The 25,776-nt window shown below is 70.7% G+C and carries 27 protein-coding genes and 2 pseudogenes; 8 read left to right on the top strand and 21 right to left on the bottom strand.

Translation table 11 applies throughout. From position 1 onward, the window contains the following. Positions 1-20 precede the first annotated feature (20 nt). On the top strand, positions 21-782 hold the full coding sequence (locus ACIBJH_RS28755) for a GntR family transcriptional regulator (protein WP_399119766.1): 762 nt from the start codon (positions 21-23) through the stop codon (positions 780-782). 180 nt (positions 783-962) lie between these two features. Here the strand turns inward: ACIBJH_RS28755 and ACIBJH_RS28750 are convergent, their stop codons facing one another. The 5 genes and pseudogenes from ACIBJH_RS28750 to ACIBJH_RS28730 all read right to left on the bottom strand — a co-directional run bounded on the left by ACIBJH_RS28750 (position 963) and on the right by ACIBJH_RS28730 (position 5,067). Beyond that, positions 963-2,117: an ROK family transcriptional regulator gene (locus ACIBJH_RS28750; protein WP_200711069.1), complete on the bottom strand. Its 1,155-nt coding sequence runs from the start codon at positions 2,115-2,117 to the stop codon at positions 963-965. Positions 2,118-2,216: 99 nt separating this feature from the next. Further along, positions 2,217-2,465 (bottom strand): annotated as a pseudogene (locus tag ACIBJH_RS28745) (DNA-binding response regulator); the annotation flags it as partial. A gap of 175 nt (positions 2,466-2,640) precedes the next feature. Next, complete coding sequence (gene mug, locus ACIBJH_RS28740) at positions 2,641-3,162, bottom strand: G/U mismatch-specific DNA glycosylase (protein WP_399119902.1); 522 nt, start codon at positions 3,160-3,162, stop codon at positions 2,641-2,643. A gap of 47 nt (positions 3,163-3,209) precedes the next feature. After that, a complete protein-coding gene (gene purB, locus ACIBJH_RS28735) occupies positions 3,210-4,652 on the bottom strand; it encodes an adenylosuccinate lyase (RefSeq protein ID WP_399119765.1) in 1,443 nt (480 codons plus the stop codon). Between the two features lie 73 nt (positions 4,653-4,725). Beyond that, the gene (locus ACIBJH_RS28730) at positions 4,726-5,067 is read right to left on the bottom strand and encodes a DUF4326 domain-containing protein (RefSeq protein ID WP_399119764.1); all 342 of its coding nucleotides are present in this window, start codon (positions 5,065-5,067) and stop codon (positions 4,726-4,728) included. 59 nt (positions 5,068-5,126) lie between these two features. On the opposite strand from ACIBJH_RS28730, the pseudogene ACIBJH_RS28725 reads away from it, so the two are divergent. After that, a pseudogene (locus ACIBJH_RS28725) lies at positions 5,127-5,603 on the top strand (transposase); the annotation flags it as partial. A 100-nt stretch (positions 5,604-5,703) separates the two neighbouring features. On the opposite strand, the gene ACIBJH_RS28720 reads toward ACIBJH_RS28725, so the two are convergent. The 5 genes from ACIBJH_RS28720 to ACIBJH_RS28700 form a co-directional block, all read right to left on the bottom strand. Next, complete coding sequence (locus ACIBJH_RS28720) at positions 5,704-6,378, bottom strand: response regulator (RefSeq protein WP_399119763.1); 675 nt, start codon at positions 6,376-6,378, stop codon at positions 5,704-5,706. Continuing rightward, complete coding sequence (locus ACIBJH_RS28715; RefSeq protein WP_399119762.1) at positions 6,375-7,610, bottom strand: sensor histidine kinase; 1,236 nt, start codon at positions 7,608-7,610, stop codon at positions 6,375-6,377. The genes ACIBJH_RS28720 and ACIBJH_RS28715 overlap by 4 nt, the downstream gene beginning before the upstream one ends. Positions 7,611-7,728: 118 nt before the next feature. Then, a complete protein-coding gene (locus tag ACIBJH_RS28710) occupies positions 7,729-8,121 on the bottom strand; it encodes a hypothetical protein (RefSeq protein WP_399119761.1) in 393 nt (130 codons plus the stop codon). A gap of 813 nt (positions 8,122-8,934) precedes the next feature. After that, complete coding sequence (locus ACIBJH_RS28705) at positions 8,935-9,597, bottom strand: response regulator (RefSeq protein WP_399119760.1); 663 nt, start codon at positions 9,595-9,597, stop codon at positions 8,935-8,937. Then, entirely contained in the window at positions 9,594-10,784 is a 1,191-nt protein-coding gene (locus ACIBJH_RS28700; RefSeq protein WP_399119759.1) for a sensor histidine kinase, read from the bottom strand. Before ACIBJH_RS28700 ends, ACIBJH_RS28705 begins: the two co-directional genes overlap by 4 nt. Before the next feature lie 189 nt (positions 10,785-10,973). Here ACIBJH_RS28700 and ACIBJH_RS28695 point away from each other — a divergent pair, with 189 nt between their 5' ends. The 4 genes from ACIBJH_RS28695 to ACIBJH_RS28680 are packed head-to-tail and all read left to right on the top strand — an operon-like array spanning position 10,974 to position 14,018. Then, positions 10,974-11,240 carry a hypothetical protein gene (locus tag ACIBJH_RS28695; RefSeq protein WP_399119758.1) on the top strand — a complete coding sequence of 89 codons (267 nt, stop codon included), beginning with the start codon at positions 10,974-10,976 and terminating at the stop codon, positions 11,238-11,240. After that, positions 11,233-12,189, top strand: coding sequence for an ABC transporter ATP-binding protein (locus ACIBJH_RS28690; protein ID WP_399119757.1), 957 nt, complete (start codon positions 11,233-11,235; stop codon positions 12,187-12,189). Before ACIBJH_RS28695 ends, ACIBJH_RS28690 begins: the two co-directional genes overlap by 8 nt. Further along, a complete protein-coding gene (locus tag ACIBJH_RS28685; protein WP_399119756.1) occupies positions 12,186-13,199 on the top strand; it encodes an ABC transporter permease in 1,014 nt (337 codons plus the stop codon). The genes ACIBJH_RS28690 and ACIBJH_RS28685 overlap by 4 nt, the downstream gene beginning before the upstream one ends. Before the next feature lie 36 nt (positions 13,200-13,235). Next, positions 13,236-14,018, top strand: a complete 783-nt coding sequence (locus ACIBJH_RS28680) for a polysaccharide deacetylase family protein (protein ID WP_399119755.1) — start codon at positions 13,236-13,238, stop codon at positions 14,016-14,018. Positions 14,019-14,189: 171 nt separating this feature from the next. Here ACIBJH_RS28680 and ACIBJH_RS28675 read toward each other — a convergent pair whose 3' ends face one another. The 9 genes from ACIBJH_RS28675 to ACIBJH_RS28635 form a co-directional block, all read right to left on the bottom strand. Continuing rightward, on the bottom strand, positions 14,190-14,762 hold the full coding sequence (locus ACIBJH_RS28675) for a TetR/AcrR family transcriptional regulator (RefSeq protein WP_399119754.1): 573 nt from the start codon (positions 14,760-14,762) through the stop codon (positions 14,190-14,192). Next, entirely contained in the window at positions 14,759-15,022 is a 264-nt protein-coding gene (locus ACIBJH_RS28670; protein WP_399119753.1) for an aminotransferase class I/II-fold pyridoxal phosphate-dependent enzyme, read from the bottom strand. Before ACIBJH_RS28670 ends, ACIBJH_RS28675 begins: the two co-directional genes overlap by 4 nt. A gap of 161 nt (positions 15,023-15,183) precedes the next feature. Next, entirely contained in the window at positions 15,184-16,023 is an 840-nt protein-coding gene (locus ACIBJH_RS28665) for an SGNH/GDSL hydrolase family protein (RefSeq protein WP_399119752.1), read from the bottom strand. 67 nt (positions 16,024-16,090) lie between these two features. Further along, the gene (locus ACIBJH_RS28660; protein ID WP_388110167.1) at positions 16,091-17,104 is read right to left on the bottom strand and encodes a hemolysin family protein; all 1,014 of its coding nucleotides are present in this window, start codon (positions 17,102-17,104) and stop codon (positions 16,091-16,093) included. Further along, complete coding sequence (locus tag ACIBJH_RS28655) at positions 17,101-18,447, bottom strand: hemolysin family protein (RefSeq protein WP_399119751.1); 1,347 nt, start codon at positions 18,445-18,447, stop codon at positions 17,101-17,103. The genes ACIBJH_RS28660 and ACIBJH_RS28655 overlap by 4 nt, the downstream gene beginning before the upstream one ends. Positions 18,448-18,597: 150 nt before the next feature. Further along, on the bottom strand, positions 18,598-19,023 hold the full coding sequence (locus ACIBJH_RS28650) for a GNAT family N-acetyltransferase (RefSeq protein WP_399119750.1): 426 nt from the start codon (positions 19,021-19,023) through the stop codon (positions 18,598-18,600). Further along, a complete protein-coding gene (locus ACIBJH_RS28645) occupies positions 19,016-19,927 on the bottom strand; it encodes an LLM class F420-dependent oxidoreductase (protein WP_399119749.1) in 912 nt (303 codons plus the stop codon). Before ACIBJH_RS28645 ends, ACIBJH_RS28650 begins: the two co-directional genes overlap by 8 nt. Before the next feature lie 48 nt (positions 19,928-19,975). Continuing rightward, positions 19,976-22,546, bottom strand: coding sequence for an ABC transporter permease (locus tag ACIBJH_RS28640; RefSeq protein WP_399119748.1), 2,571 nt, complete (start codon positions 22,544-22,546; stop codon positions 19,976-19,978). A gap of 4 nt (positions 22,547-22,550) precedes the next feature. Further along, positions 22,551-23,378 carry an ABC transporter ATP-binding protein gene (locus tag ACIBJH_RS28635; protein WP_019070962.1) on the bottom strand — a complete coding sequence of 276 codons (828 nt, stop codon included), beginning with the start codon at positions 23,376-23,378 and terminating at the stop codon, positions 22,551-22,553. Between the two features lie 209 nt (positions 23,379-23,587). Here ACIBJH_RS28635 and ACIBJH_RS28630 point away from each other — a divergent pair, with 209 nt between their 5' ends. After that, complete coding sequence (locus tag ACIBJH_RS28630; protein WP_366094160.1) at positions 23,588-23,827, top strand: toxin-antitoxin system HicB family antitoxin; 240 nt, start codon at positions 23,588-23,590, stop codon at positions 23,825-23,827. Positions 23,828-23,831: 4 nt separating this feature from the next. Beyond that, positions 23,832-24,206, top strand: coding sequence for a hypothetical protein (locus ACIBJH_RS28625; RefSeq protein WP_019070960.1), 375 nt, complete (start codon positions 23,832-23,834; stop codon positions 24,204-24,206). 7 nt (positions 24,207-24,213) lie between these two features. Here ACIBJH_RS28625 and ACIBJH_RS28620 read toward each other — a convergent pair whose 3' ends face one another. Beyond that, positions 24,214-24,900, bottom strand: coding sequence for a class I SAM-dependent methyltransferase (locus tag ACIBJH_RS28620; RefSeq protein WP_399119747.1), 687 nt, complete (start codon positions 24,898-24,900; stop codon positions 24,214-24,216). Between the two features lie 91 nt (positions 24,901-24,991). Next, positions 24,992-25,678 carry an esterase/lipase family protein gene (locus ACIBJH_RS28615; protein ID WP_399119746.1) on the bottom strand — a complete coding sequence of 229 codons (687 nt, stop codon included), beginning with the start codon at positions 25,676-25,678 and terminating at the stop codon, positions 24,992-24,994. Between the last annotated feature and the right edge of the window lie 98 nt (positions 25,679-25,776).

Below are 25,776 nucleotides of genomic sequence, written 5' to 3'. Positions count from 1 at the left end.
CGGCGATTGCGGAGGACAGGGTGGGGACCACGCAGTTGGAATCGGTGCCGGAGCCGAAGTACTGGCATCTCAAGACAGTGCTGAGTGAGGCACTGGACTCCGAGTTCTCCGTGGGCGAGATCCTGCCCAACGAGCGAGACCTGGCAGCCCGCTTCGGCGTTGCCCGGGCCACACTCCGGCAGGCTCTGGAACAACTCGAACTCGAAGGCCGGCTGCAGCGCCGCCGCGGCGTCGGCACGACCGTCGCGCCGCCGCGCGTGGGCGTCGCCGTCGGCACCGAACAGCACGCCTGGCCGGGCGCCGCGGAGGACGCCTGGCAGTCCGTCGACTGCGTCCTGGCGGCTCCACCGGCGGCCGTGGCCGAGGTCCTGGAGACCGCTTCCGACGAACCGGTGCACACCGTACGGCGCTCCCGGGTGAGCCACGGCCAGCCGGTCGCCGCCGAGCTGCTCTACATCCCGGAGTCGTCGGTGCCCGACCTCTCCGCGATAGACACTCCGTCCGCTGCGGCACGCGCGCGTGCCGTGCTGCGCGAGTTGCAGCGCCTCGAACTGGAGGGCCAGGACCGCGCCGTCGAGCTCGGCTCGGCCCGCGCGGACGACGCCAAGGAGCTGGACCGCCTTCCCGGGGCACCGGTACTCGTCGTCACGACCCGCTTCTTCGCCGCGGGCCGCACCGCAGCGGTCTCCGTCGCGACCTACCGCGCGGACACCTGCCGCCTGACCTTCGCCGACTCCGGAGGCGTGGAAATACACCACGGCCCGGAACGCCAGGCTTCCTGACGACGGTCACAGCTCACCCGTAGCGGCCCGGCACTCCGCCGGGGCGCGACGCATTTTCTTCTCAGCACCGGTCAGGGCAGCGCCCCAAAGGGGCGCGGGGCTATGTCGATTTGCGGCTCCGCCGCGTGGGCGCGCCCAGCCACAACGCTGCCGCACCCGAAACTCAACCCCACCGCAAAGCTAGCGCCGCGTCACGGTGCCCTCGACCGCGAACAGTTGCTCCTCGACATGGTCGAGAGCGAGCCGTAGCGCCCCCGTAGCCGCAGCCGCCTCGCCGAGCAACGACAGGGCCACCTTCGGCGGACGCAGGCAATACCGCGCCAACTCCCGCCGCAGCGGCTCCAGTACGCCGTCCAGGCCAGCCGCCCAGCCGCCCACGACGACCAGTTCCGGATCGAGGGCCAGGACCAGCGCGGCGACGTCGTGCACAAGGCGCTGTATGAAGCGGTCGACGGCCGCGCGGGCCCGCAGGTCGCCGTCGCGGGCCAGCGCGAAGACCTGCGCGACCGCCTGTTCGTCCAAGGGGTGCAGCGGTTCGTCCGTCGTCGACAGCAGCGTCTCCGGAGTCACGTCCCGGCCCAGCAGATGCAGCGCACCGATCTCGCCGGCCGCCCCGCGATACCCCCGGTGCAGCCGCCCCCCGATCAGTGAACCGGCGCCCGGGCTCAGCCCCGCGAGCACCATCACCATGTCGTCGGACTCGGTCGCGGCGCCCTTCCAGTGCTCGGCGACCGCCGCCGCGTTCGCGTCGTTCTCGACCAGGACCGGGCACTTGAAGGAGCGGCTCAGCCGCTCGCCCAGGTGCAGTCCCGTCCACTGGGGCAGCGCGGTGCCCAGCCGTACCGTGCCGTCCGCCTCGACGATGCCCGGTGTGGCGACGCCGACCGCCCGCAGCGAGCCGCGTGCCACTCCGGCCCGGCGCAGCAGCTCGGCGACCGCCGTGCGCAGCCGCTCCAGGCGCTCGTCCGCCGACGCCGTCTCGTCGACGTCCTTGGCGATCGCGCCGAGCACCCGGCCGTCCAGATCGGCGAGGAGCACGGCGACGCGGTGTGCGCCGATCTCCAGGCCCAGCAGGTGTCCGGCCTCAGCCCGGAACCTGAACCGCCGCGCGGGCCGCCCCTGGCGCCGTACAACGCTCTCGTCGGCCGCCTTCTCGACGACGAGCCCGGCCTCGATCAGTCCCTCGACGACGCCCTCGACGGTCGGCCGGGACAGCCCTGTCACCCGGGTGATCTCCGTCAGCGTGGCGCAGTCCGTGGCACGCAACGCGTGCAGCACCACCGCGGAGTTGATCCTCCGCAGCAGCGAGGGGTCCCCGCCGGTCAGCCCCGCCAAGGTCTGTCCTCCCAGCTCGTGCGCGTGTTGGGCGGATCGTACTCGGCGCGGCGGACCCCGGCGAGTGCCGGGCACCACGGACTCATGAGCCCCACCGGATCACCCGGGCGCCACGAACCCCGACTCGTACGCCGCGATCACCGCCTGCGTACGGTCCCGCGCCCCCGACTTCGCCAGTACGGCGCTCACATGCGACTTCACGGTCCCGGCGCCGACGACCAGCCGGGCCCGCTTCAGCAGGAACGCGTCGGCACCGGCCCGCAGCGCCTCGTACACGTACTCGTCGTTCTCGAAGGTCGTGATGGCCAGGATCTTCGGCGGGTCCTCGACCGTGCGCAGCACCGCGCGTACGAATGGTGGAGTCAGAGACCGACCAGGAGCTGACGGCGGACGACATCGACGCCATGCACCAGGGCATCGCGGAACGGTTGAACTCGGCGTGGCCGACCGGGCCGACCAGGACGCGATCCAACTCCTCGTCGCGGTCACGGAAATAGCCCCACCGTGACCCGCCGGACGGGCCCTAGCCCCGCGCAGCCTCCCGCAACCGACCGAACTCCTCCGCCATCGTCGCCGCCGTCCAATGCGCGTTCAGCCCGCTCGGATTGGGCAGCACCCACACCCGCGTCTCCCCGAACACCCGCTCCTGCGGCCCCACTTGAGCCCGACGGTCGTCGAATGCGGCCCGGTAGGCCGTGACGCCCAGCACCGCCAGCCACCGCGGCTGCCACCCCGCCAGCTTCGACGCGAGGCACTGTCCGCCCTCCCGGTACTCCTCCGCGCTCAGCTCGTCGGCCCGTGCCGTCGCCCGAGCCACCACATTCGTGATGCCGAGCCCGAACGACAGCAACTCGCCCTGCTCCGAAGGCTTCATGAGCCTCGGGGTGAAGCCGGACAGATGCAGCACCGGCCAGAAGCGGTTGCCCGGACGGGCGAAGTGATGGCCCGTGGCCGCCGTCATCAGACCCGGGTTGATGCCGCAGAACAGGACACCGAGGCCGTCCGCGACGACGTCCGGTACGAGACGGTCGCGGGCGGCCTCCAGCTCGGTCTGGGTGAAGCGCTTCGGAGGCGTTGGAGGCGTCGGAGGCGTCAGAGGATCGCCCCGGGGGTGTAGCCCGCGGCCTCCGGGTGCTGCTTCGCGATCTCCTCGACGCGGGCGACCACGGCGGCGACCTGGTCGGCCGCGGCGCCGGTGAAGGACAGCTTGTCGGCCATCAGGGCGTCCAACTGGCCGCGGTCCAGCGGGATGCGCGCGTCGGCGGCGAGCTTGTCCAGCAGTTCGTTGCGCTCGGCGCCCTGCTCACGCATCGCCAGCGCGGAGGCGACCGCGTTCTCCTTGATGGCCTCGTGCGCGACCTCGCGGCCGACACCCGCGCGGACGGCGGCCATCAGTACCTTGGTCGTCGCGAGGAACGGCAGATAGCGGTCCAGCTCACGCGCCACGACCGCCGGGAACGCGCCGAACTCGTCGAGCACGGTCAGGAACGTCTCCAGCAGCCCGTCGAGCGCGAAGAACGCGTCGGGGAGGGCCACCCGGCGCACCACCGAGCAGGAGACGTCGCCCTCGTTCCACTGGTCGCCCGCCAGCTCGCCGGTCATCGACGCGTACCCGCGCAGGATGACCATGAGGCCGTTGACGCGCTCGCAGGAGCGGGTGTTCATCTTGTGCGGCATCGCGGAGGAACCGACCTGGCCCGGCTTGAAGCCCTCGGTGACCAGCTCGTGCCCGGCCATCAGCCGGATCGTCTTCGCGAGTGAGGAGGGCGCCGCCGCGACCTGAACCAGCGCGGTCACGACCTCGTAGTCGAGCGAGCGTGGGTACACCTGGCCGACCGAGGTGAACGCCTGCGAGAAACCGAGGTGGGAGGCGATCCGCTGCTCCAGCTCCGCGAGCTTCGCCGCGTCACCGCCGAGCAGGTCCAGCATGTCCTGGGCCGTGCCCACCGGGCCCTTGATACCGCGCAGCGGGTAGCGGCCGAGCAGTTCCTCGACCCGGCCGTAGGCCACGAGCAGCTCGTCGGCCGCGGTCGCGAAACGCTTGCCCAGGGTGGTGGCCTGCGCGGCCACGTTGTGCGAGCGGCCGGCCATGACCAGCTCGCCGTACTCGCCGGCAAGCTTGCCGAGCCGGGCCAGCACGGCCACCGTACGGTCGCGCATCAGCTCCAGCGAGAGCCGGATCTGCAGCTGCTCGACGTTCTCCGTCAGGTCCCGGGACGTCATGCCCTTGTGGACCTGCTCGTGCCCGGCGAGGTCGTTGAACTCCTCGATCCGCGCCTTCACATCGTGCCGCGTGACCTTCTCGCGCTCGGCGATCGAGGCCAGGTCGACCTGGTCGAGGACGCGCTCGTAGTCCGCGATCGCCGCGTCCGGCACCTCGATCCCGAGGTCCTTCTGGGCCCGCAGCACGGCGAGCCAGAGCTGCCGCTCCAGCTTCACCTTCTGCTCGGGGGACCAGAGCGTGGCGAGCTCGGTGGAGGCGTAACGTCCGGCGAGGACGTTCGGGATGCGGGGCTTGGCGGCAGCGGAAGTCACGTGTACGGATTCTACTGGCGATTCGTGCAGGCCAGCGCCATGGCCCCGTTCGTCGGAAGCTACGAGACCTCCGTCACCACGCCGAGTCCGCGAGGTCGGCCAGCACCTCCGCGTGGCACAGCAGCGGCGCGCACCAGCACGCCAGTGTCCGTCCGCGCAGCTCCGGTACCAGGGCCAGCAGGTCGGGGCGGGCCAGCAGATACGCCCGGTACTTCGCCATCACCTCCGCGCGCGTGCCGTCCCGGCGGCGCGTGGGGGTGTCGTAGGCGAAGGGGTTGTAGAGCGGGTGGCGGGGGAGGTCCCAGCCGCCGAGGGTCCAGCGGCGGCCGACGTAGACGAGGTCCGTGGGGGCGAGTTCCAGCTGGGGGCCGTACTCGTGAATCCGGCCCCTGACGTTGATCACCCGCGTGGTCATGGGGAGTTACGCCGCCGGGCCCTCGTAGGGGAGGAGGTCCGGGCGCTTGGGGGAGAGGCCGTCGCCAGGTGACCGCCCTGCCAGGCGAAACGCGAGCCGTCAGACTCGTCCGCGACCTCGCCCATCAGCTCCTCATGCTCGGCGAGTGGATCAAAGACACCGACCGGGAGATCCGCGAAACCTTCCACCTCGACGAGCGCGCAGAAGTCGTCGAATCCCTTCCTGGCGTGGGCCCCATCCTCGGGGCCGAGTTCCTCGCCATCGTCGGAGACCTGTCCGGCTACGCAGACGCCGGCCGCCTGGCCGCCCACGCGGGACTGGCCCCGGTTCCACGCGACTCCGGCCGCCGAACCGGTAACCACCACCGGCCCAAGCGCTACCAACCCCGCCTGCGACACGTCCCATACATGGCCGCGCAGACCGCCATGATGCGCCCCGGCCCCTCCCGGGACTACTGCCTCAAGAAACGTGCCGAAGGACTGATCCACCTCCAGGCACTGCTCGCCCTCGCACGCCGCCGAGTCGACGTCCTGTGAGCCATGCTCCTGCGCCGATGGATGGGTTGAGACTTCGAACACCTCCATCAATGGCACGGGAGCCTTGTGCGTTGTGGCCACGGTTCCTGACACCCGATTCCTACGTCGGCCCCCTGAAAGAACTCAGTGGGTGCGGCCCGCTCAGCCCCGCGCGCATGGCGAGCAGTCCGGCCTGTACCCGGCTTTCGCAGTGCAGTTTCTCCATGATCCGCGAGACATGGGCCTTGACGGTTGGCACGCGCAGGCCCAGCCGTCTGCCGATCTGGGCGTTGCTCAGTCCGTCCGCCAGCGCGGCCAGCACCTCCCGCTCGCGTGGTGTGAGCGAGGGCAGCCGGGGCGGCACGGCCGACGCAGGCTCGGCAGCCGCCCGGGCGACCAGGTGATTGACCGCCTCGGGGGCGAGGGCGTGGTGGCCGGCCGCGGTGTTCCGCACCGCGTCGAGGACCTGGCTCGGCTGGGCGTCCTTGAGCAGGAAACCGTGGGCGCCGGCCCGGAGCGCCGGCAGTAGATGGGTCTCGGCGTCGAATGTGGTCAGCATCAGGATCCGCGGCGGTACGGGCAACGCGGACAGTTCCCTGGCCGCGCCCACACCGTCCAGGCCGGGCATCTGCACGTCCAGCAGCACCACGTCGGGGGCCACCTGGACGCACGCCTCGACCGCCGCCCGCCCGTCCTCGGCCTCCCCGACCACAGTGATGTCGGGCGCGGTCTGCAGCAGCAGCCGCAACCCGGCCCGGACCAGGGCCTCATCGTCGGCGACCAGGACCCGGATCACTGGACTTCCCCAACTGGTTGTGCCCTCATCGTCTCCTGCTCCTGCTCCTGCTCCTGCTCCTGCTCCTGCTCCGGTGCGACGGGAAGCCGGAGCAGGAGCCGAAAGATGCCGTCCCGGTTCTCGGCGTCCAGGGTTCCGCCGAGGAGCGCGGCCCGCTCGTGCAGACCGCGCAGGCCCATGCCCGCGCCGTCCCTCGCAGCCTCGCCGGGCAGGCCGGTCACCGGGTTGCTCACCTCGCACTCCAGGTGCTCCCCGTTCACCCGCAGCCCCAGCACCACGCGGGCACCGGAGGCGTGTTTACGGACGTTGGTCAGCGCCTCCTGGACGATACGGAAGACCGTGTGCTCCACCGCCTGCGGCAACGGCCTTGCCCCGCCCCCGACTTCGGCCACCGTCGCGGACCACGGTGCCCAGTCCACGGGCACTCCCGCCGCCTCCGAGTCGGCCAGCAACCGGGGCAGGTCCCGCAGTGCCGGGCCGGGCCGGAAGGAACTCTCGACGGTCTCCGGGTCACGCAGCACATCGAGGATCTGGCGCAACTGAGCCAGCGCGCGCCTGCCGGTGACCCTGACCAGCTCGCCCGTCTCGCGGGCGCGCTCCGACTCCTGCGGGTCCACGCTCAGCGCGCCCGCGTGCAGCGTGATCAGGCTGACCTCGTGGGCCACCACGTCGTGCATCTCACGCGCCAGCGCGGCCCGTTCCTCCGCGCGGACCCGGCGGGCGATCAGCAGCGTCTCCCGCTCTGCCTGCTCGGCACGCTCGGCCAGCTCGTCCAGCCTGGTGTGCCGGTAGCGGATCACCGTGCCGCGCCAGGCGGGCGCGCCGACCAGCAGGGCTGCCGCTATGACGCCAGTGGCCGGGTCGCCCGTGGTGAACTGGCTGAGCACCGCGATGGCGTAGACGCCGTACCGCAGGGGGCTCGTCACCCGACGTCTGGCCAGCGAGTACATCGCGAACGGCAGGGCCGGCTGAACCGTCAGCAGGCTCACCGCGGCGACCACGGCCGCCACCAGAGTGGGCCGGTCGCGCCGCCAGGCCAGCAGGAGTCCAGTGGCACACGCCAGCACGGCGGAGGCGGCGAACGGAAGCGGCAGCAGGGACCGGGCCGCGACTGTCGGCACGAGTCCGCCGGCGGCGATCAGCGCAGCCAGCACCCAGGCGAACGGTTCGGAGGGCCACCGGACACGGTCAGCGAGAGCCGCCACCGAGGTGGGCGCAGAGAAAACGGACACGCGTGCCACGGTAGAAGATCCTTCGGTTGATCGTTCCGGTTACCGCACCCGCCGGCCCGCAGTGACGGCCGCGCCGGGGCGGAGCATGCGCCGATGGGCCGGCGTGAGCCCGAGCAGTTCAGGGCTTGGCGCTCGCGCTGCTCTTGGCATGGTCCCGGGCGGCCTCGTCCGCGGCGGACGGCAGAACCTTGGTGGCGGCGACCTGCCCGTCCCGGTAGCAGATCTGAAAAGTCCGCTTCTTCTCCAGGGACACGTGCTTCTGCAGGTAGTAGTCGCAGGTGGTGCCGGCCGGCGGCTTGGGCTTGTCCCCCGGCTGGAGACCGCCGGGCTTGCCGATGCGGTCCAGTACGGCGCTCCGGCTCTCGCCGACGTGAACGCCCTCGTACTGGGCCCTGGTGATCGTGTGCGAGGTGATGTCACTCGCGACGTGCCTGATGCTGAACCAGATACCTGCTCCGGCGAGTACGGCGAGTCCCAGGACTCCGAGCAGGATCTTTCCGAAAACGCCCATGGAAGAACTCCTTGGCTATGGGGGGAATCGGCGTCCTTCCGACGCCGCCCAAGCAGTCTCTTCCGGCGCTCCGCGCCGATCGTCGCCCTCGACGGGGAACCCGACCCCCGACTTTCGTATCCCCCCACGTCCTCCGTAGGGAAAGGGCAGCCGGCAAGCTCCGCCATCGTTCCGCCACGAAGGCCCCCGTGACCGTCACTGATCGCTGCGCCGTCGGCCCCGCGGTCGTCATGCCTTGAGTGCTCTGCGAGCGATTCGGTGATCTCGGCGGCCCACCGCCACCCCCCCGGCCATGACCGGCACACGCGGTCGTACAGCGCACAAGGAGACGGAATTCCGGCCGGCAAATTGGGCCGCCCCTGTCGCAGGAGCTGCCGTGGATCCCAGACCCAGATCGGGTATCCAGAGGGCAGCTGTGGCTCGGTCCAACTACTCAGAGGCGCAGCACAAGGGAGACGGACAACGCTTCCGGCGGGCGCTCCCGCCTCGCCGAAAGGCATTGCTTCGATCACGGAAGGCAGCGTCCCGCACGTCGAGAGCAGGATCTCGCCCGGAGCGGGTTGCCGGCAATGGCCGGCGAACTGGCAGTCTGCGACCACGAGGCGGAGATCGGGTTCGGGCTCGCACTCATCCTCGACGGGTTGCGCCGCCGGGTCACCCCGGCGGGCTGAGTGGGTCTCCCACAACGCACTCAGCCTTGGGCAGGCCGGGGACCGGCTCGTCGTCCTGCCCCGTTCCTGCTCGCACTCGGCGCCGAGTGCGAGGGAGCGCCGTGAGTGACGACAACGGGCTCCGGGCCCGGACGAGGGGCCGTCAGGTCAGACCGGCGTGGTGAACGGTCAAAGCGATCTGGACCCGGTTGGTGTGTTCCAGCTTGGTGAGGATGTGCGAGACGTGGGCCTTCACGGTGGCCAGGCTCATGTACAGCTCGGCCGCGATCTCCGCGTTGGTCTTGCCCTGTCCCACGGCTACGGCGACTTCGCGTTCGCGGTCGCCCAGCCGGTCGAGCCGGATGCGGGCCTCGGCGGTCTCCGGCCGTCCGGGGATCCTTCCGTCAGCCTGGGTGACCTGGGCGATGAGCTGCTCGGTCACAGTGGGGGAGAGTACCGGCTCGCCCGCCTTCACCCTGCGTACCGCCGCGACGATCTCGGCGGGCGGGGTGTGCTTGAGGAGGAAACCGGCCGCGCCCGCGCGCAGGGCACCGAGGACCTGTTCGTCGTCCTTGAAGGTCGTCAGCATCACGACCGCGGGTGGATCGGCGCGGGCGCGCAGCAGCTCGGTCGCCTCCAGGCCGTCCACGCCGGGCATCCGGATGTCCATGAGCACCAGGTCGGGGGCGTGCTCGTCGACCAGAGCGGGGACCTCGCCGCCGTCCGCGGCCTCGGCCACGACCTCGATGTCGGCGGCGCCGCTGAGCATCAGCCGGAGTCCTGAGCGGACCAGCGGGTCGTCGTCGACGAGCAGCACACGGATCATGCGGGCCAGGGTAGCCAGGCCCGCAGCACGTAGTCCGCTCCGTCCTTGCCGTGGCTGAACCTGCCGCCCGCCAGTGCGACGCGTTCCGCGAGGCCGATCAGCCCCTGGCCGGCTCCGGGGATGCCCTCGCGCGTCGTGCTCGGTCCGGCCGGATTGGCCAGCTCCAGGCTGAGCCCGTCACCGGGGCGGCCTTCCACCGTGATCGTGACCGGCGACCCGTGGGCGTGCTTCCTGGCGTTCGTCAGTCCTTCCTGGACGATCCGGTAGGCGGTGAGTCCGGCGATACCCGTGGGGCCGCCCGGCTCGGCGAGGCGTGTGTCGAGGTCGACCCGCATGCCGGCGTCCTGTGACTCCTTGACCAGGCCGGGTACGTCGGCGAGACCGGTCTGCCGGGGCCGCGTGCCGTCCGTGCCGGGGTCCTCGGCCGGTGAACGCAGGACCCGCAGCACCACCTGCAGATCATCGAGCGCCTGGTGTGCGCTCTCCCTGATCACGGCGGCGGCGCGGGCGGTGTCCCGCGCGGACGCCCCGGAGTTGAACTCCAGCGCACCCGCGTGGACGCTCAGCAGGGAGAGCCGGTGGGCCAGCACGTCGTGCATCTCCCGGGCGACGTCCTCCCTGGCCGCACGCTGGGCGTGCCGGGCACGGAGCACCGCCTCCGCCTCGGCTCGTTCGGTGCGGTCGTTCAGGGACCGTACGAACAGTCCCCAGCCGACCGCGGCGGCGATCAGAACCGTGAGGATCACCGCGTTCGCGATCAGCGTCCCGGAGACGTAGGGGTACGTCAGGAAGTAGACGGGGATCGGCAGCAGTCCCAGCAGGGCGACGGCCAGGACGGTGCGCGGTGGCCTGAGGACGGCGACCGTGAAGAGCGCGACGACCAGAGGCACCACGGCCGGGGTGACGACCGCGGCCGCCACGGACACGACGGCGACAGTGGCCGGCCGTCGCCTGCGCCACCACAGCGCCCCGACGGCGACCAGGGAGACCGGGTTCACCACCCAGGTGAAACCGAGCAGCACCGGGGACGAGAAGCTCAGTGTCTCGAACGGCCAGGTTCCGGCCCCGGACGCCGGACTCAGCGCCAGGTTCTGCTTGGTCTGAACAGCGGAGAGAGCGGCCGACAGCACGGCGGTCAGTACGACGACGCCGAAGTCGATGATCTTTTCACGCCGGTAACCACTCACAAGGGCAAAGGTAGAGCGGCCGCCGACGAGGTCACAGTGCCGAGAGGCCCGTCGGGGAAACCACAGACTTTGGTCTAGGTCGAACGGCCGCCGACACCGACTTTCAGCCGAAGCCCTCCGCAGGCCGGTGCTTCTAGCGTTCCGGGAGTCACACCTCAGGTCTTCCACACGCTTCCGCATGGATTCCGCATGTCTTCCACGAAGGGCCCGGCCTTGAAGAAATACGTTCTGCTTCTGTTGGGATCACTGCTCGCACTCTCCGGCGGAGTGCCGCTGGCCGAGCGGATCTACGCCCATGCCACGCTCTGGGGATTCGGAGTACCCGCCTACGGATCGTCGTTGATCAGGCTGGCCCTGGTGCTCGCCGGCGCCGCGGCACTGGTCCTCGCGACGCGCCTGCCCGGTTCTCCCTGGCGCGGTGCCCGCTCCGAGCAGGGGCAGCCGCACCATGACTGAGTTGAGAGTAGGTCCCTCCCCGCGAACCCCGGACACTTCACCTCCGGCGTTGGAGGCCGTAGGGCTTGGCAGGCGCTACCGACGCGGGTGGGCGTTGCGGGACTGCTCGTTCCGGTTGCCGACGGGGCGGATCTGCGCGCTGGTCGGCCCGAACGGCGCCGGCAAGACGACCCTGCTGTCGCTGGCCACCGGTCTGCTGGAACCCAGCACCGGCAGCATCCGGCTGGGCGGACACGCCGCCCGGTCCGCCGAGGCCCGGCAGCACACCGCCTTCCTCAGCCAGGAGAAGGCACTCTATCCGCGCTTCCGGGTCTCCGAGATCCTGCGCATGGGCCGCGAGCTGAACCCGACCTGGCACCAAGAGACCGCCGAACGCATCATCGCCGCGGGCGACATCCCGATGGACGCCAGAGTCGGCACCCTGTCCGGCGGCCAGCGCACCCGGGTGGCCTTCGCGCTGGCCCTGGGCAAGCGGCCCCGTCTGTTGCTGCTCGACGAACCGATGGCCGATCTCGACCCGCTGGTCCGGCGGCAGATGATGGACACGCTGATGGCCGAGACCGCCCAGCACGGTGCGACCGTCGTGATGTCCTCCCACCTGGTCTCCGAACTCGAAGACGTCTGCGACTTCCTGGTCCTGATCGACAACGGCACGGTCAAGCTCGCCGGCGATGTGGCCGAGCTGATCGGCGCCCACCGGACGGTGTCCGGCCCCGACGCGGAGGCGGACCGGCTGGCGAAGCTGCCCGGCCAGGTGACCGTCGACACCCGCAGCACGGCCGGGCGTACCACGGCGCTGATCCGCCCACGGGGCCCGCTCCCGGCGGACACCGAGCCGGGCTTGCCGAGCCTGGAGGAGCTACTGCTGGCCCATCTGCGGACGAACGACGTACCACCGCTGATCACCTCCACCGCACGTCCCGGCACGCACCACGAGGTGACCGCATGAGCGGCACCCTGACCTCCAACCACCCATCGACACCGACCAGTCGGGGCCCGCGGCTGCGCGGGCTGACCTGGCTGGTCTGGCGGCAGAACCGGCTGGCGTTCTGGATCGGCATCGGCGCCGCGCTCGCCGTCGCGGCGTACGCGATCGTGCGGCACCACGAGATGACGACCGCCATCGCCGACGGCCACCTCGACGCCTGCCGGGGCACCACCGTCCCGGCAGGCGACTGCTCCCACAAGCTCAACTCCTTCGGGCAGACGTATCAGTTCCCGATGCGCCGCCCCCTCCAGGCCATGCTCGTGCTGCCGTTGATCTTCGGCATCTTCCTCGGCGGCCCCCAACTGGCACAGGAGCTGGAGTCCGGCACCGACCGGACCGTGTGCACGCAGTCCGTCACCCGGCTGCGCTGGTTCGCGGCCAAGCTGTTCGTCCCCGTCGTCCTGACGATTCTGATCAGCGGCACGATCGCCGCCGCGATGACCTGGTGGTGGCAGCCGGCCGGGTCCCTGCTCGGCGGCTGGTTCCCCTGGTGGCAGTGGTATCCCTACGACGGCATCGGCCCCGTCGTGGTCGGCCTGTCCGTGCTGTCCCTGCTCATCGGCGTGACCGCGGGCCTCATCCTGCGCCGCACCGTCCTGGCGATGGGCGCGACCGTGGTCCTGAGCGCGGGAGCGATGTATCTCCTCGAATCGGTCCGGGCTCATCTGCTGCCCACCACCCTGACCACGGTTCAGCACACGAGCGGCTCCGCCGCACCGTCGAACGCGTGGGTGCTCTCCGAGGGCGCTGTCGACGCTGCCGGGAAGCACGTCCCGGACGTGACGAGTTGCTACGCGGCCGACGACTACACGAAGTGCCTTGCCCAGCACGGCAGGACGGGCCGCTGGGCCGAGTTCCACCCGGCATCCCACCTGTGGCCCATGCAAGGGGCGGAGACCGGCCTGTGCCTGCTGCTGGCGGGAGCGCTGGCCGGCCTGTGCTTCTGGTGGCTCCGCCGCCGCCCGTCCTGAACCCCTGCCCATCACCCGACCCGGGAGAGGACTCCCATGCCCCTCTACGCGCGAATACGACGACCACGCCTGCTCATCGCCCTGGCGGCAACCGTGACCACAGCCCTCGCGGTCACCGTGACGCTGGCCCTGACGGTCACGACGTACGACCACACCTCGCCCCGCGCCGCCCGGAACAAGGCGTCCGGATCGGTCGCCGCCGGAGCCGTCGACTGCCGCAAGGCAAAGTGCGTCGCACTCACCTTCGACGGCGGCCCCAGCCCGACGACGCCCGGCCTGCTGGACATCCTGAAGCGGGACCGGCTGCACGCGACGTTCTTCCTCCAGGGCAAGGGTCATATCGCCAAGTACCCGGAGATCATCCGCCGTATCGCGAACGAGGGACACGAGATCGGCAACCACACCTGGAACCACAAAGTCCTGACGCAGATCGACACGGCCGACGCCCGCCGGGAGTTGACCCGCACACAGGACGCCATCGAGAGAATCACCGGCACCAAACCCGTCCTGATGCGCCCGCCGGAGGGTCGCACCAACCGCCAAGTCGCCAAGATCTGCCGGGAGTTGGGCCTCGCGCAGGTGCTGTGGAGCGTCACGGCCAAGGACTATGAGACGACCGACTCGGCCCTGATCACCAAGAGGGTGCTCAACCAGACCCACCGCGACGGCATCATCCTCCTGCACGACCTGCACAAGGGGACCGTGCCCGCCGTCCCGGGAATCATCAAGGCGCTCAGGCAGCGTGGCTACACCATTGTCACGGTGTCCCAGCTCCTCGCCCCCGCCGAGCCCCGGCCGGGAATGGTCTACCGGCCCTGAACGACCGAGCTGGATGCGCGCGGGCACATTGCCCGACGAGCGGCGGGGCCCGTTCCGCCGCCCCGACCAGCACCAGGGGTGGTGGCTGTGTGTGGCCCGAGCGAGCAGCGCAGACGTCTGCTGCCCGCCCAGCTGGTGGTGCGCTTCGTGTTGGCGCGGGCCCGGGCCGGATCACCGTGGAGGCGTGGAGATTCGGGCGTCTCCTGCGAAGGGACCGGTACTTCGGTCGTCCCTCCTGTCCGGTGCCGTGGCCCGGCCGATGAGGGCGCCGCGCAGGGCGGCCACGAGGCGGGACGCCGCCTCGTCCTCGGTGGTCTGCCGGAGGGGTTCGGTGAGTGCATCGGCCTGGGGAGTGAGGTAGCCGGTGTTCTCGCGCAGCCGTTCCAGGTAGCCGCGGTGCGAGCGCATCTGGGCCATCGCGCCGCCGTGTTCGAGGACGAGTGACACCCAGTGGCGGGAGACCGCTTCGAGGCGTTGCATGCCTCGGGTGGTCTGCTGTGCGCTGAAGTCCCGCAGTTCGGACCCGACTTGGGCGCGGAGGGCGTGCAGGACGTCCTCGACGGAGGAGAAGTGCCGGTAGGCGGTCGCGGTGGACACCTCGGCGCGCCTGGCGATCTCGGTCAGGCTGACCGGCGTCGGCGAGTTCTCGAACAACTCGGCTGCTGCCTTGATGAGTTGCCTGCGGTTGCGCTGGGTGTCACTGCGCAGGGGGCGACTCACCGTCTGCGTGGCGGCGGTGTTCACCGGAGGGCCGAGAGGCCGTGGGCCAGACGACGGACGCCCTCGGTGATGGACTCCGCGTCGGCAGCGTACGACAGCCGCAGGTGGGCCTCGCCCCGGGCACCGAACTCGCTGCCCGGCCGGACCGCGACGCCGTACGCGCAGCGCAGTACCGCCACGACCTCGGCCGACGGGAGATCCAGGTCGTAGCGGGGGAACTGGTAGAACGCGCCCTCAGGGGTGCTGAGTGTGAGGCCCGGGACCTTGGCGAGTTCGGTCCGCATGAGTTCGCCTGCAGGCGGCCGGTCGTTGAGGTCGACGGGACGCAGGTCCTCGCTCAGGATGCTGTACGGCTCGCGGTGTGACGTCGGTCTGTCGGCTGCAGGTGTGGTGCGGGTGCGGCTCCGCGTTCGATCGGTGCATGGCATCCGGGCGAGGCTCCGGGTCAGGGCCCCACCTGTTGCCAGTCCGTCACAGGGCCAGGGTTTGTGTGGTCCACAGGGGTGACCCAAAAGGCTTTCCCCAGCTCAGCGCTAAAGTGGGCGCCTGTCCGGCCGTCCCCCGAAGAGCGGCCGGTGAGGCGGCGGCCTATCCAGGGGAGCAGGTACTGGCGGGTGAAGCGGACGTCCTCGATGCGGCGGGCGGTCCAGTTCGGGGCCGGGGTCGGCGGCATCGGGGTGCGCCACTCCGGGTCCTCGGCCTCGTAGCCGAGGGTCTGCCAGACGGCCTCGGCGACGCGGTGGTGGCCATCGTCCGTGAGGTGCAGCCGGTCGACGTCCCACGCGCGCTGGTCGGCGAGTGAGGGCGCGCTGTAGAGGTCGACGACCAGGGCGCCGTGCCGGTCGGCGAGGTCGTCGACGTAGGAGAAGAGTTCCTCCATGCGCGGCCGGAAGCGCTGCTGGACCGGGCCCTCGCGGCCAGGGCTGCGCATCAGCACCAGGTGCTTGCAGGCGGGCGTGAGGCGCTCGACGGCCTCCTCCAGCAGAGCGCGCACCCGGCCCATGTCGCACTTGGGGCGAAGGGTGTCGTTCAGGCCGCCCACCAGCGTGATCACATCGGGCTGCATGGCCGCCGCCGGGCCGACCTGCTCGTCGACGATCTGCGCGATGAGCTTGCCGCGTACGGCGAGGTTGGCGTACCGGAAGCCGGGCGTCCGGGCGGCCATCCGGCCGGCGAGGAGGTCGGCCCAGCCCCGGTACGTGCCGTCCGGGAGCAGGTCCGACATGCCCTCGGTGAAGGAGTCGCCGATCGCGACCAGGCTGGTGTGCGTGGGATTCGTCTGCATGGCGACGAAGATGATATCCCGCGTCCATACCCGCCGGTCGGTCCCCCTCCCCGATCAGGGCCCGGTCCTACGCCCGCTGCCCGAACAGCTCCCGCAGCACGTCCTCCATGGTCACCAGACCGGTCAGCCGGCCCTCCTCGTCGAGGACCGCCGCGAGGTGCGTACGACCCCTGCGCATCGCGGTGAGGACGTCGTCCATGGGCGTGCTCTCCCGGATGTTCGCGATGGAGCGCATGTCTTCCACCTTGAACGGCTCGTCGCGCGGCGACGCGTCCAGCGCGTCCTTCACGTGGAGGTAGCCGATGATCCGGCGCTCGGCGTCCACCACCGGGAAGCGGGAGAAGCCGGACTCGGCCGACAGCACCTCCAGCTCGGCCGGGGTGATGCCCGCCACCACGTAGTCGACGCGTTCGAGGGGGAGTACGACGTCCCGTACCGGCCTGCTGCCGAGTTCCAGCGCGTCGTTCAACCGCTCCCGGGCGCGCTCGTCGATGAGACCCGCCTCGCCGGAGTCCCGGACGATCCGGGCGAGTTCGGCGTCCGAGAAGGTCGCCGTCACCTCGTCCTTGACCTCGACGCGCAGCAGCTTGAGCAGGGTGTTGGCGAACGCGTTGATCGTGAAGATCACCGGGCGCAGCGCCCGGGACAGCGTCACCAGCGGCGGTCCGAGGAGCAGCGCGCTGCGCACCGGTTCGGCGAGCGCGATGTTCTTCGGCACCATCTCGCCGAGCAGCATGTGCAGATAGGTCGCCGCGGCCAGCGCGATCACGAAGGACACCGCGTGGCCCGCGCTCTCCGGGACGCCGACCGCGTGGAACACCGGCTCCAGCAGATGCGCGATCGCCGGCTCGGCGACGATACCGAGCACCAGCGTGCACAGCGTGATGCCCAGCTGGGCCGCGGCCAGCAGCACGGACACGTGCTCAAGACCCCACAGCACGCTCTTCGCGCGCCGGTCGCCCTGCTCGGCGTGCGGCTCGATCTGGCTGCGGCGCACCGAGATCAGCGCGAACTCGGCGCCCACGAAGAAGGCGTTGACGACCAGCGTCGCCAACCCGATCAGCAGTTGTACGGCGGTCACAGCTCCCCCTCCACGGAGTCGGTACGGGCGTCGGAGCCGTCGACCGGCGCGTGCAGCAGCAGCCGCGCGGCCCGCCGCCCCGACGCGTCCACGACGTCGATCCGCCACCGGGCGACCGCGACGGTGTCCCCGACCTCCGGAATCCGCCCCAGCTCGGTGGCGACCAGACCGGCCAGCGTCTCGTACGGCCCCTCCGGCGCCCGCAGTCCGACGCGCGCGAGCTGGTCCATGCGGGCGGCGCCGTCCGCCGAGTACAGAGTCCGGCCCTCTTCGTCCGTGCCCGCCGATGCCAGGTCGGGTGTCTCGTGCGGGTCGTGTTCGTCCCGCACCTCGCCCACGACCTCCTCGACGATGTCCTCCAGGGTCGCGACCCCCGCCGTACCGCCGTACTCGTCGATGACGACGGCCATCGTGCGCTTGCCGGACAGGCGGTCCAAGAGGCGGTCCACGGTCAGGGACTCGGGGACGAGGAGGGGTTCGCGCAGTACGTCGGAGAGGGGGAAGCGGGCCCGCCGGTCCGCGGGTACCGCCAGGACGTCCTTGATGTGCACGGTGCCGACGACATCGTCGAGGCTGCCGCGGTAGACCGGGAAGCGGGACAGCCCGGTCGCGCGGGTCGCGTTGGCCACGTCCTCGCAGGTCGCCTGGGTGTCGAGGGCGATGACCTGGACGCGGGGCGTCATCACGTTCTCCGCGGTGAGGTCGGCGAGGTTCAGGGTCCGTACGAACAGCTCGGCGGTGTCCGGCTCCAGGGCGCCCTGCTTGGCGGAGTGCCGGGCCAGCGCGGCCAGCTCCTGCGGCCCGCGCGCGGAGGCCAGCTCCTCGGCCGGTTCCAGGCCGAAGGCGCGCACCACGTGGTTGGCGGTGTTGTTCAGATGGCTGATGAAGGGACGGAACGCGGCACTGAACCAGCGCTGCGCGTTGCCCACCCGTTTGGCCACGGCCAGCGGCGAGGAGATCGCCCAGTTCTTCGGCACCAGCTCGCCGACGACCATCAGGAACACCGTCGACAGTGCCGTGCCCAGCACCAGCGCGACGGACTTCGACGCGGAGTGCGAGATGCCCAGCGACTCCAAGGGGCCCGCGATGAGCGCGGCGATCGACGGCTCGGAGAGCATGCCGACGACCAGGTTGGTGACCGTGATGCCGAGCTGGGCGCCGGAGAGCTGGAAGGTCAGATTCCGTACGGCCTTCAGGGCACCGGAGGCGCCCCGCTCGCCGCGCTCGACCGCGCGCTCCAGCTCGCCGCGCTCCACGGTGGTCAGCGAGAACTCGGCCGCGACGAAGGCGCCGCAGAGGAGCGAGAGCAGGATCGCCACCAGCAGCAGAAGCACTTCGGTCATCGGGTCACCTCCGTCCCATGATCGGACAGGGCAGGGAGGTTCGCGCGATGTCGCGTACTGGGAGGCTCGCCCATGGGCGGACGCTCACACCTTTCGAGGAGATGCAGAAGTTCCGGGTCGTCCACCAATGGTAAAGGATGGGCAAAGCGATCAGGTGGTGAGGTGCTTCACCCACCGCCGCCAGTGGTCCTCGCGTACGTACCCCGCCGCGCGCCACGCACGCTGCCCGGTCTCGTTGCGTTCCAGCACCATCGCGTCGCCGCGGCGCCCGCCCAGTGCCACGAACCGCTCCTCGGCCGCCGTGAGGAGCGCCGAGCCGATGCCCCGGCGGCGCTGCTCCGGGTGCACGGCCAGCCGGTAGAGGTGACAGCGCCAGCCGTCGAAGCCGGCGATCACGGACCCGACGAGCCGCCCGTCGCGCTCCGCGAGGATCAGCGCGTCCGGGTCCCGGTCGATGAGCCGGGCCACGCCGTCGCGGTCGTCGCTGATGCTGGTCCCTTCGGCGGCCTCGCGCCAGAACGCCAGCACGCCGTCGATGTCGGAGAGGGCCGCGCTGCGGATCTGAAGATCACTCATGGGACGAGCCAAGCAGAGGGCCGGCGGGTGCGGCGAGCGGATTTCGGCGCAGTTCCTCGACTACCGGCGCGAACGCCTCCAGGTACGGCTCCAGCACGGTGAGATAGGAGAACCCGTACCGGTCACGCAGCGCGCGCAGCTTCGCGGTGATCTCCTCCAGGGTGCCGACCAGCATCACGGGGAGGTCCAGCACCTGCTCCAGGGTGAGGTCCGGTCGGCGGTCCAGCAGTGGCCGGAGCGCGCCCGCGGGGTCGTCCGTCACCGTCACCAGCTGGATCAGCAGATTGAGTTCGGCGGGTTCCGCACGGCCGGCCGCGAACTCCCGGTACCGGGCGACCCGTTCGCCGAACTCCGCAGCGTCGACCGGCGTCAGCCTGCCCTCCGTGTCGCCCGGTGTGAGACGCGCACCCACGAACGCCGCGATGTCCGCGTGCTCGGCGGTCAGGCGCAGCATGCGGTCGCCGTTGCCGCCCAGGAGCAGTGGCACCCGGGTCTCCGAGCTCTCCAGCAGCCGCGCCAACTCCTCGACGGTGCGCCGGAGATGGTCCACCCGTTCACCCGGCGAACCGAAGGGCAGCCCCGCCGTGTCGTGCTCCGCCTGGATGTAGCCGGTGCCCAGGCCGAGTTCGAGACGGCCGCCGGTCAGGTCGTGGGTCGTCGCGACCTCGCGGGCCAGCAGAGTCGGGTTCCAGAAACCCGCGTTGAGCACGAACGTGCCCACCTGTGGCCGCTCGGTCGCGTCCGCCGCCGCGACCAGTGCCGGGAACGGCGCGACCATGCCCAGATGGTCGGGGACCAGGATCACGTCGTAGCCGAGTTCCTCGACGCGTCGGCATCTCGCGCGCCACTCGTCGGCGGGCGCGGACGTGAGCAGACTGGCCCCGAAGCGGAACGGGCGCGGCATGAACTCTCCTGAGTCGCGGGGGACTTCAGAACGACCGTCATGATTCCATCACTCGTGCGCGATCGCCGCCAGCACGTTCATGCGGGAGGCGCGCAACGCGGGCAGCAGGGCCGCCACGATGCCGACCACCGCCGAACCGATCACCACCGCGACGATCGTGGTCCACGGAACCGCGAGCGCCTTCATGCCCTGGAGCGCCAGGACCTGCTGCGCGCAGACGCCCCACACCAGGCCGAGACCGAGCCCCAGCACCGCGCCGAACACCGCGATCACCACCGACTCCAGCCGGATCATCCGACGCAGTTGACGCCGTCCGAGTCCGATCGCGCGCAGCAGGCCGATCTCCCGGGTGCGCTCGACGACCGACAGGGCAAGGGTGTTGACCACGCCGAGCACCGCGATGACGATGGCCAGCCCGAGCAACGCGTAGACGAGATACAGCAGTACGGCGATCTGGTCGTGGATCAGCTTCTTGTAGTCGGCCTCGTCGCGGACCTGCACCTGCGGATAGGGCTTCAGTGTCGTGTCCAGTGCCTTGCGGAGCTGGTCGGCGCCGGTGCCGGAGGCGGCGTTCACGTACAGCGTGGAGTCCTGGCCGTTCGGGACGTACTTCTCGACCGTGGCGATCCCGAAGAACAGCCCGCCCTGTGTCCCGAATCCGCCGGCCGTGCCCTGGTCGCTGAGGGCGCCCACCGTCAGCTGTGTGGTGCGGCCGCCCGGGAACTCGACGGGGAGCACGCTGCCCAGCCGTACCTTGTGGTCCTTCGCGAAGTCGACGTCCATGGCGAGGTGTCCGGCCGCGAGTGCCGAAGTCGTGTTCCCCTGCGCGTACTTGATGTGGGCGACCTTGTCGAGCGGGGAGTCGTAGCCGGCGGCCGTCGTCTCCACCCGCTTGCCGTCCGGCAGCCGGACCGCGAGGGGCGCGAAGCGGGCGCGTACGACGAGGCCGACGCCCCCGGTGGCGCGCACATGGTCCGTGACCTCCTTCGAGAACGGCACGAAACTGCCGTTCTGGATCACGAAGTCGGCGCCCAGGGTCTTGTCGATCTGCTGGTCGAAGGACTTGGACATGGAGGCGCTCGCCACCGACATCCCGCCGACCAGGGCCAGCCCCACCATCAGCGCCGCCGCGGTGGCTCCCGTACGGCGCGGGTTGCGCAGGGCGTTGCGCTGGCTCATCCGGCCGACCGAGCCGAACAGGGCGGGGAAGGCGCCGCCCAGCACCTGGATCATCGGGCGGACCAGGAGCGGGCCCGCGATCACGGTCGCGATCAGGGTCAGTACGATCCCGAGGCCAAGGAGGGAGGAGGCCGAGGCGGTCTTCGTCGCGGCGGCGCAGCCCGCGAGCGCGGCCACGCCGATCGCGCCGACGATCGAACCCACTACCGCCCGCACCCTCAACGGCCGCCCCACACCTGCGACTTCGGCGTCCGCGAGGGCCGCCATCGGCGAGACCGTCGCGGCCCGCCGGGCCGGGAGATACGCGGCGACGAAGGTGACGCCGACCCCAACGACGTACGACGCCACGGGAGTCGGCCAACTCACCACCATCTCGGTGGTCTTGAGGTTCATGCCGAACGCGGTCATGAGCTTGATCAGCCCGGCCGCGAGCCCGATCCCCGCCGTCAGCCCCAGAGTTGAACCGACAAGACCGAGCAGCAGCGCCTCGGCGAGCACCGAGCGCCTCACCTGCTTGCGGTCGGCGCCGAGGGCACGCAACAGGCCCAGTTCGCGGGTACGTTGGGCGATCAGCATCGAGAACGTGTTGACGATCAGGAAGACACCGACCAGGACCGCGATGCCCGCGAAGCCCAGCATCACGTACTTGATGACGTCGAGGAAACCGCCCAGGTCGGCCGCGGCCGACTTCGCTTGCTCGTCGGCGGTCTTGATGTCGTAGGAGCCGGACGAACCGATCGCGGCGGCCACCCGCTGCTTGAGCACGGCGTCGGACACGCCCTTGGCCGCGTCCACCGAGATGCTCGTGGCACGGTCGGACGCGCCGAGGAGTTGCGACTTCGCGGTGGCGGGGTCGAGGAAGACCAGCGCGGCACCGGGGTTGGTGGTGGTGAAGGTGGCGATGCCGACGATCTCGACCTTGAAGCTGCCGGGCTGCGCCTGCACGGTGAGCGTGTCGCCGATCTTCACGTGCTTGTTGTCGGCGGTGTCCGCGTCCAGGAGGGCCTGGCCGGCGCCCTGCGGGGCGTGCCCGGACGTGAGTTTCACCGGGCTGCGGTCGGTGAGGTACCAGTCGGTGGCGATGGTGGGCGCGCCCGTGGTCGGCCCGACCGACTTGTCCTTGCTGTCGACGACCACGATGTTCTGCACGGACACGTCGGCGTGCGTCGCGGCGACCCCGGCCACCTTCGCCACCTGCCCGGCCAGCGCGGCGGGCACGGTCTCGGTCGCGCCGGTGGGCACCGAGGACTTGAGGTCCTGCTTCGGCTCCACGGTCACATCGGCGGACGTGGACGCGAAGAGGCGGTCGAAGGTGCGGGTCACGGTGTCGGAGAAGATCAGGCTGCCCGCGACGAACGCGACGGACAGCACTACGGCCAGCGCCGAGAGCAGCAGCCTTCCCTTGTGCGCGAGGAAGCTCCGGAGGGTCGCCTTCAGCACGGGTTCAGTCCTTGTCCTCGGTGTCCCCAGTGGCTGCCGGCGGCCCGTCGAGCTGCCCCCTGGCCAGGTCAAACCTCTTCATGCGTTCCAGCACACCCTCCGCCGTCGGCCGTTCCATCTCGTCCACGATCCGCCCGTCCGCGAGGAAGAGCACCAGGTCGGAGTGGGCGGCGGCGCCCGGGTCGTGGGTGACCATGACCACGCTCTGCCCCAGGCCGTCGACCGCGTCACGCAGGAAGCCGAGCACCTCAAGGCCGGCCCGTGAGTCGAGGTTGCCGGTCGGCTCGTCCGCGAAGATCAGCTCGGGCCGGGAGGCGAGCGCCCGGGCGCAGGCCACCCGCTGCTGCTGGCCGCCGGACAGTTGCGACGGCCGGTGCTTGAGCCGGTCCCGCAGCCCGAGCGTGTCGATGACCTGGTCCAGCCACTTCTGGTCCGGCTTCTGGCCTGCGATGTCCATGGGCAGCGTGATGTTCTCGGCCGCGTTGAGGGTCGGGATGAGGTTGAACGACTGGAACATGAACCCGATCCGGTCCCGGCGCAGCCGGGTCAGCTCGCGGTCCTTCAGGCCCGTTATCTCCGTGTCGCCGAGCCACACCTGCCCGGCCGAGACGGTGTCGAGCCCCGCCAGGCAGTGCATCAGCGTGGACTTCCCGGAGCCAGAAGGCCCCATGACGGCGGTGAAACGGCCGCGCGCGATGTCCACGTCCACCGCGTCCAGGGCGAGCACGGTCGTCTCGCCCGAGCCGTACGCCTTGGTCAGACCGCGGGCACGGGCCGCGATCCGGCCGGCCGGGGCCTGACCCGGGGCGTGCTCCGCTGCAGGTGTGGACAAGACGGCCTCCTGGAGTTCCCTCGCTCGTGGACGTTCCCGACTCCGTACTCGCGGCCGAGCCTAGTGTGACGCGCCGCACAGCCGATATCCCCCGTGCGACCGAGGCGGTCTCCGCCCCAGGTCGGGCCCCCGATACCGGTGTAAGGGGCACTCTCCACCCACGGGACGAGCCCTTGCCCCTGCTAGCAGTTCGGCGCTAGCTTTGAGGTATGGCGAAGACCCAGCTGAACGTACGCGTGGACGAGGGCACCGCCCGCGCGGCCCGGGAACGTGCCCTGGCCCGTGGCATGAGCGTCAACCGCTACATAGAAGAGCTGGTCAGACAGGACACCGGGGAGGTCGGCCACACCTTCGTCGAGGCCGCGGCCGACTTCATGAAGCAGTACGAGTCCGTCTTCGCCGACGAGTTCGGCGCCGACGGGGCGAGCACCCGCGAAGGTCGCCGCTGATCCCTTGAACAACCTCAGGATCGACCTCGCCTGGCTGCTGATGCTCGCCGAACACAACACACCCGGAGACCCCCAGGTCACCGACTGGGGCGCGCTCGTCGCCGCCGTCGCCCGTCACCAGGCCGACATATTCGACGTCCCCGTCTACGACAGCCCGCACGCGCGCGCCGCCGCCTTACTCCAACTCCTCATCCACGTCCCCGCGTTGGAGCGCTCCAACGCCCTCTTCGCCTCGGCCGTCGCCTACGCGTACCTCGTCGCCAGCGGCCTGAAGGTCATCACCTCGCCCGAACAGGTCCGGGATCTGGCCCGGTTGGTGAAGAGCGGCGAGGCGTCGGTCGACGACATCGCGCACGAGCTGCGCCAGTGGAGCCTGTGACGTGTGATCACCCGTCCGTGACCGGGCGCCAGGCCGTACCCAGGACGCAGTACGACATCGGCAGCGCGGGCCCCTTCTCCGGGATCAACACCCGCCGGTACGGCCCGAGTTCGAACCCCGCGTCACGCAGCTCGGCGACCGGGTCGCGGGCCAGATGGCAGCCGCCGTTCAGCGGTGGCCACAGGGTGCGGTCCAGGGCGCGCTGGGTGAACGCCATCGCCGGTCCGCCGCCCCGGCCGTGCTCGAAGAACCGCACGACCCCGCCGGGTCGCAGTACCCGCCGTGCCTCCGCGAGCGCCCGCGGCACATCGCGCACACTGCACAGCACCAGCGAGAGCACGACCGCGTCGAAGGCCTCGCTCTTGACGGGCAGCTTCTCCGCCGCGCCCGGCACCACGTCGACGGGCACGTCGGAGCGGAGCGCGGACTCCACGGCCAGCTGCCGCAGAGTCCGCTCGGGCTCGATCGCGACGATCTCCGAGACCGCGCTCGGATAGTGCGCGAAGTTCAGGCCGTTCCCCGCGCCGATCTCGATCACCCGCCCGGAGAGCCCGGCGAGCAGCCTCTCCCGCATTCCGGCCAGGCCGAACCGTGACTCGGCGCGCACGCTGAAGCGGGCGTAGTAACGGGCGAACAGCGGGTGGTGGACGGCGTCCTTCGGCACAGTGCCGGAGCCTGCGGACCGTAGCGGCATGGCGACCTCCCGGACCGGACCGAAACCGGTCCCTACGGGGATTGTCCCCCCTTGTCGGCCGCGCCCACCCCCGCTGTCGCCCGGGGGCGGGTCAGGAGATGAAGTCGTGCACCTGTTCGTAGACGCCGTGGTCGTTGTTCATGTTCGTGTGCGAGATGCACCCGACGTCGACATTGGTCGCGCCGCTCAGTTCGGCCGAGGTGTCCGGGTTGATCGCCTCGTCGCAGTCCGACCAGTAGGCCGCGTACGACACGCTGCCGGGCGTCTCGTCACCGGAGTTGAGCGCGGTGAGGAAGGAACTCCCGGTCTGCATCTCCTTGCAGGACGTGTACAGCCAGCCGCACAGCGAGGCGATGGAGGTGCCGTGGTTCACGCCGGCGACGGACACGAAGTGGTCCACGTACGACGTGCCGCTCAGGTTCTTCAGGAAGTAGCGGGCGCTGAGCGTCCCCATGGAGTGACCGACGATGTCGACCTTCGACGCCCCGGTCTGCGCGAGCACGCTCTTGACCTCGGTGGCCAGCTGCGAGGCGGTCGTGACGTTCGACTGCGTCCAGTCGTACGACCACGCGAACAGCTCGGACGAGGAGTAGCCGTCGGCCTCGAAGTCCGCGACCCAGTCGTCCCAGCCGCTCGCCGAACCGCTCAGGCCGTGCACAAAGATGATGGGATCGTGGCTCGCCGCGTGAGCGGGCGTCGAGGCCAGGGAGAGTGACAGAAGGAGCGAGGTGGTCACGGCCGACAGGGCCGTGGCGATGCGACGCTTGTGGCGCTGCATGATGCCTCCTGATACGGGTGGGGTTGTCAGGAGTGTCAGCGGGGTCTACGCGCGCCGCATCGGCGAAATCGCCGGTCTTTACGTGTGAATTAACTCGC

This window comes from Streptomyces sp. NPDC050548, from assembly GCF_044457385.1.
Classification (GTDB): domain Bacteria; phylum Actinomycetota; class Actinomycetes; order Streptomycetales; family Streptomycetaceae; genus Streptomyces.
The sequence above is the reverse complement of the archived record's forward strand: the minus strand, read 5'-3'. Positions and strand labels throughout refer to the sequence as shown.

Bases quoted from the DNA above. Each gene is read 5' to 3' on its own strand.
- ACIBJH_RS28730 (WP_399119764.1), bottom strand. From the start codon at position 5,067: ATGACCACGCGGGTGATCAACGTCAGGGGCCGGATTCACGAGTACGGC.
- ACIBJH_RS28710 (WP_399119761.1), bottom strand. From the start codon at position 8,121: ATGGGCGTTTTCGGAAAGATCCTGCTCGGAGTCCTGGGACTCGCCGTA.
- ACIBJH_RS28705 (WP_399119760.1), bottom strand. From the start codon at position 9,597: ATGATCCGTGTGCTGCTCGTCGACGACGACCCGCTGGTCCGCTCAGGA.
- ACIBJH_RS28695 (WP_399119758.1), top strand. From the start codon at position 10,974: ATGTCTTCCACGAAGGGCCCGGCCTTGAAGAAATACGTTCTGCTTCTG.
- ACIBJH_RS28690 (WP_399119757.1), top strand. From the start codon at position 11,233: ATGACTGAGTTGAGAGTAGGTCCCTCCCCGCGAACCCCGGACACTTCA.
- ACIBJH_RS28685 (WP_399119756.1), top strand. From the start codon at position 12,186: ATGAGCGGCACCCTGACCTCCAACCACCCATCGACACCGACCAGTCGG.
- ACIBJH_RS28680 (WP_399119755.1), top strand. From the start codon at position 13,236: ATGCCCCTCTACGCGCGAATACGACGACCACGCCTGCTCATCGCCCTG.
- ACIBJH_RS28670 (WP_399119753.1), bottom strand. From the start codon at position 15,022: ATGCGGACCGAACTCGCCAAGGTCCCGGGCCTCACACTCAGCACCCCT.
- ACIBJH_RS28665 (WP_399119752.1), bottom strand. From the start codon at position 16,023: ATGCAGACGAATCCCACGCACACCAGCCTGGTCGCGATCGGCGACTCC.
- ACIBJH_RS28655 (WP_399119751.1), bottom strand. From the start codon at position 18,447: ATGACCGAAGTGCTTCTGCTGCTGGTGGCGATCCTGCTCTCGCTCCTC.
- ACIBJH_RS28650 (WP_399119750.1), bottom strand. From the start codon at position 19,023: ATGAGTGATCTTCAGATCCGCAGCGCGGCCCTCTCCGACATCGACGGC.
- ACIBJH_RS28645 (WP_399119749.1), bottom strand. From the start codon at position 19,927: ATGCCGCGCCCGTTCCGCTTCGGGGCCAGTCTGCTCACGTCCGCGCCC.
- ACIBJH_RS28630 (WP_366094160.1), top strand. From the start codon at position 23,588: ATGGCGAAGACCCAGCTGAACGTACGCGTGGACGAGGGCACCGCCCGC.
- ACIBJH_RS28620 (WP_399119747.1), bottom strand. From the start codon at position 24,900: ATGCCGCTACGGTCCGCAGGCTCCGGCACTGTGCCGAAGGACGCCGTC.
- ACIBJH_RS28615 (WP_399119746.1), bottom strand. From the start codon at position 25,678: ATGCAGCGCCACAAGCGTCGCATCGCCACGGCCCTGTCGGCCGTGACC.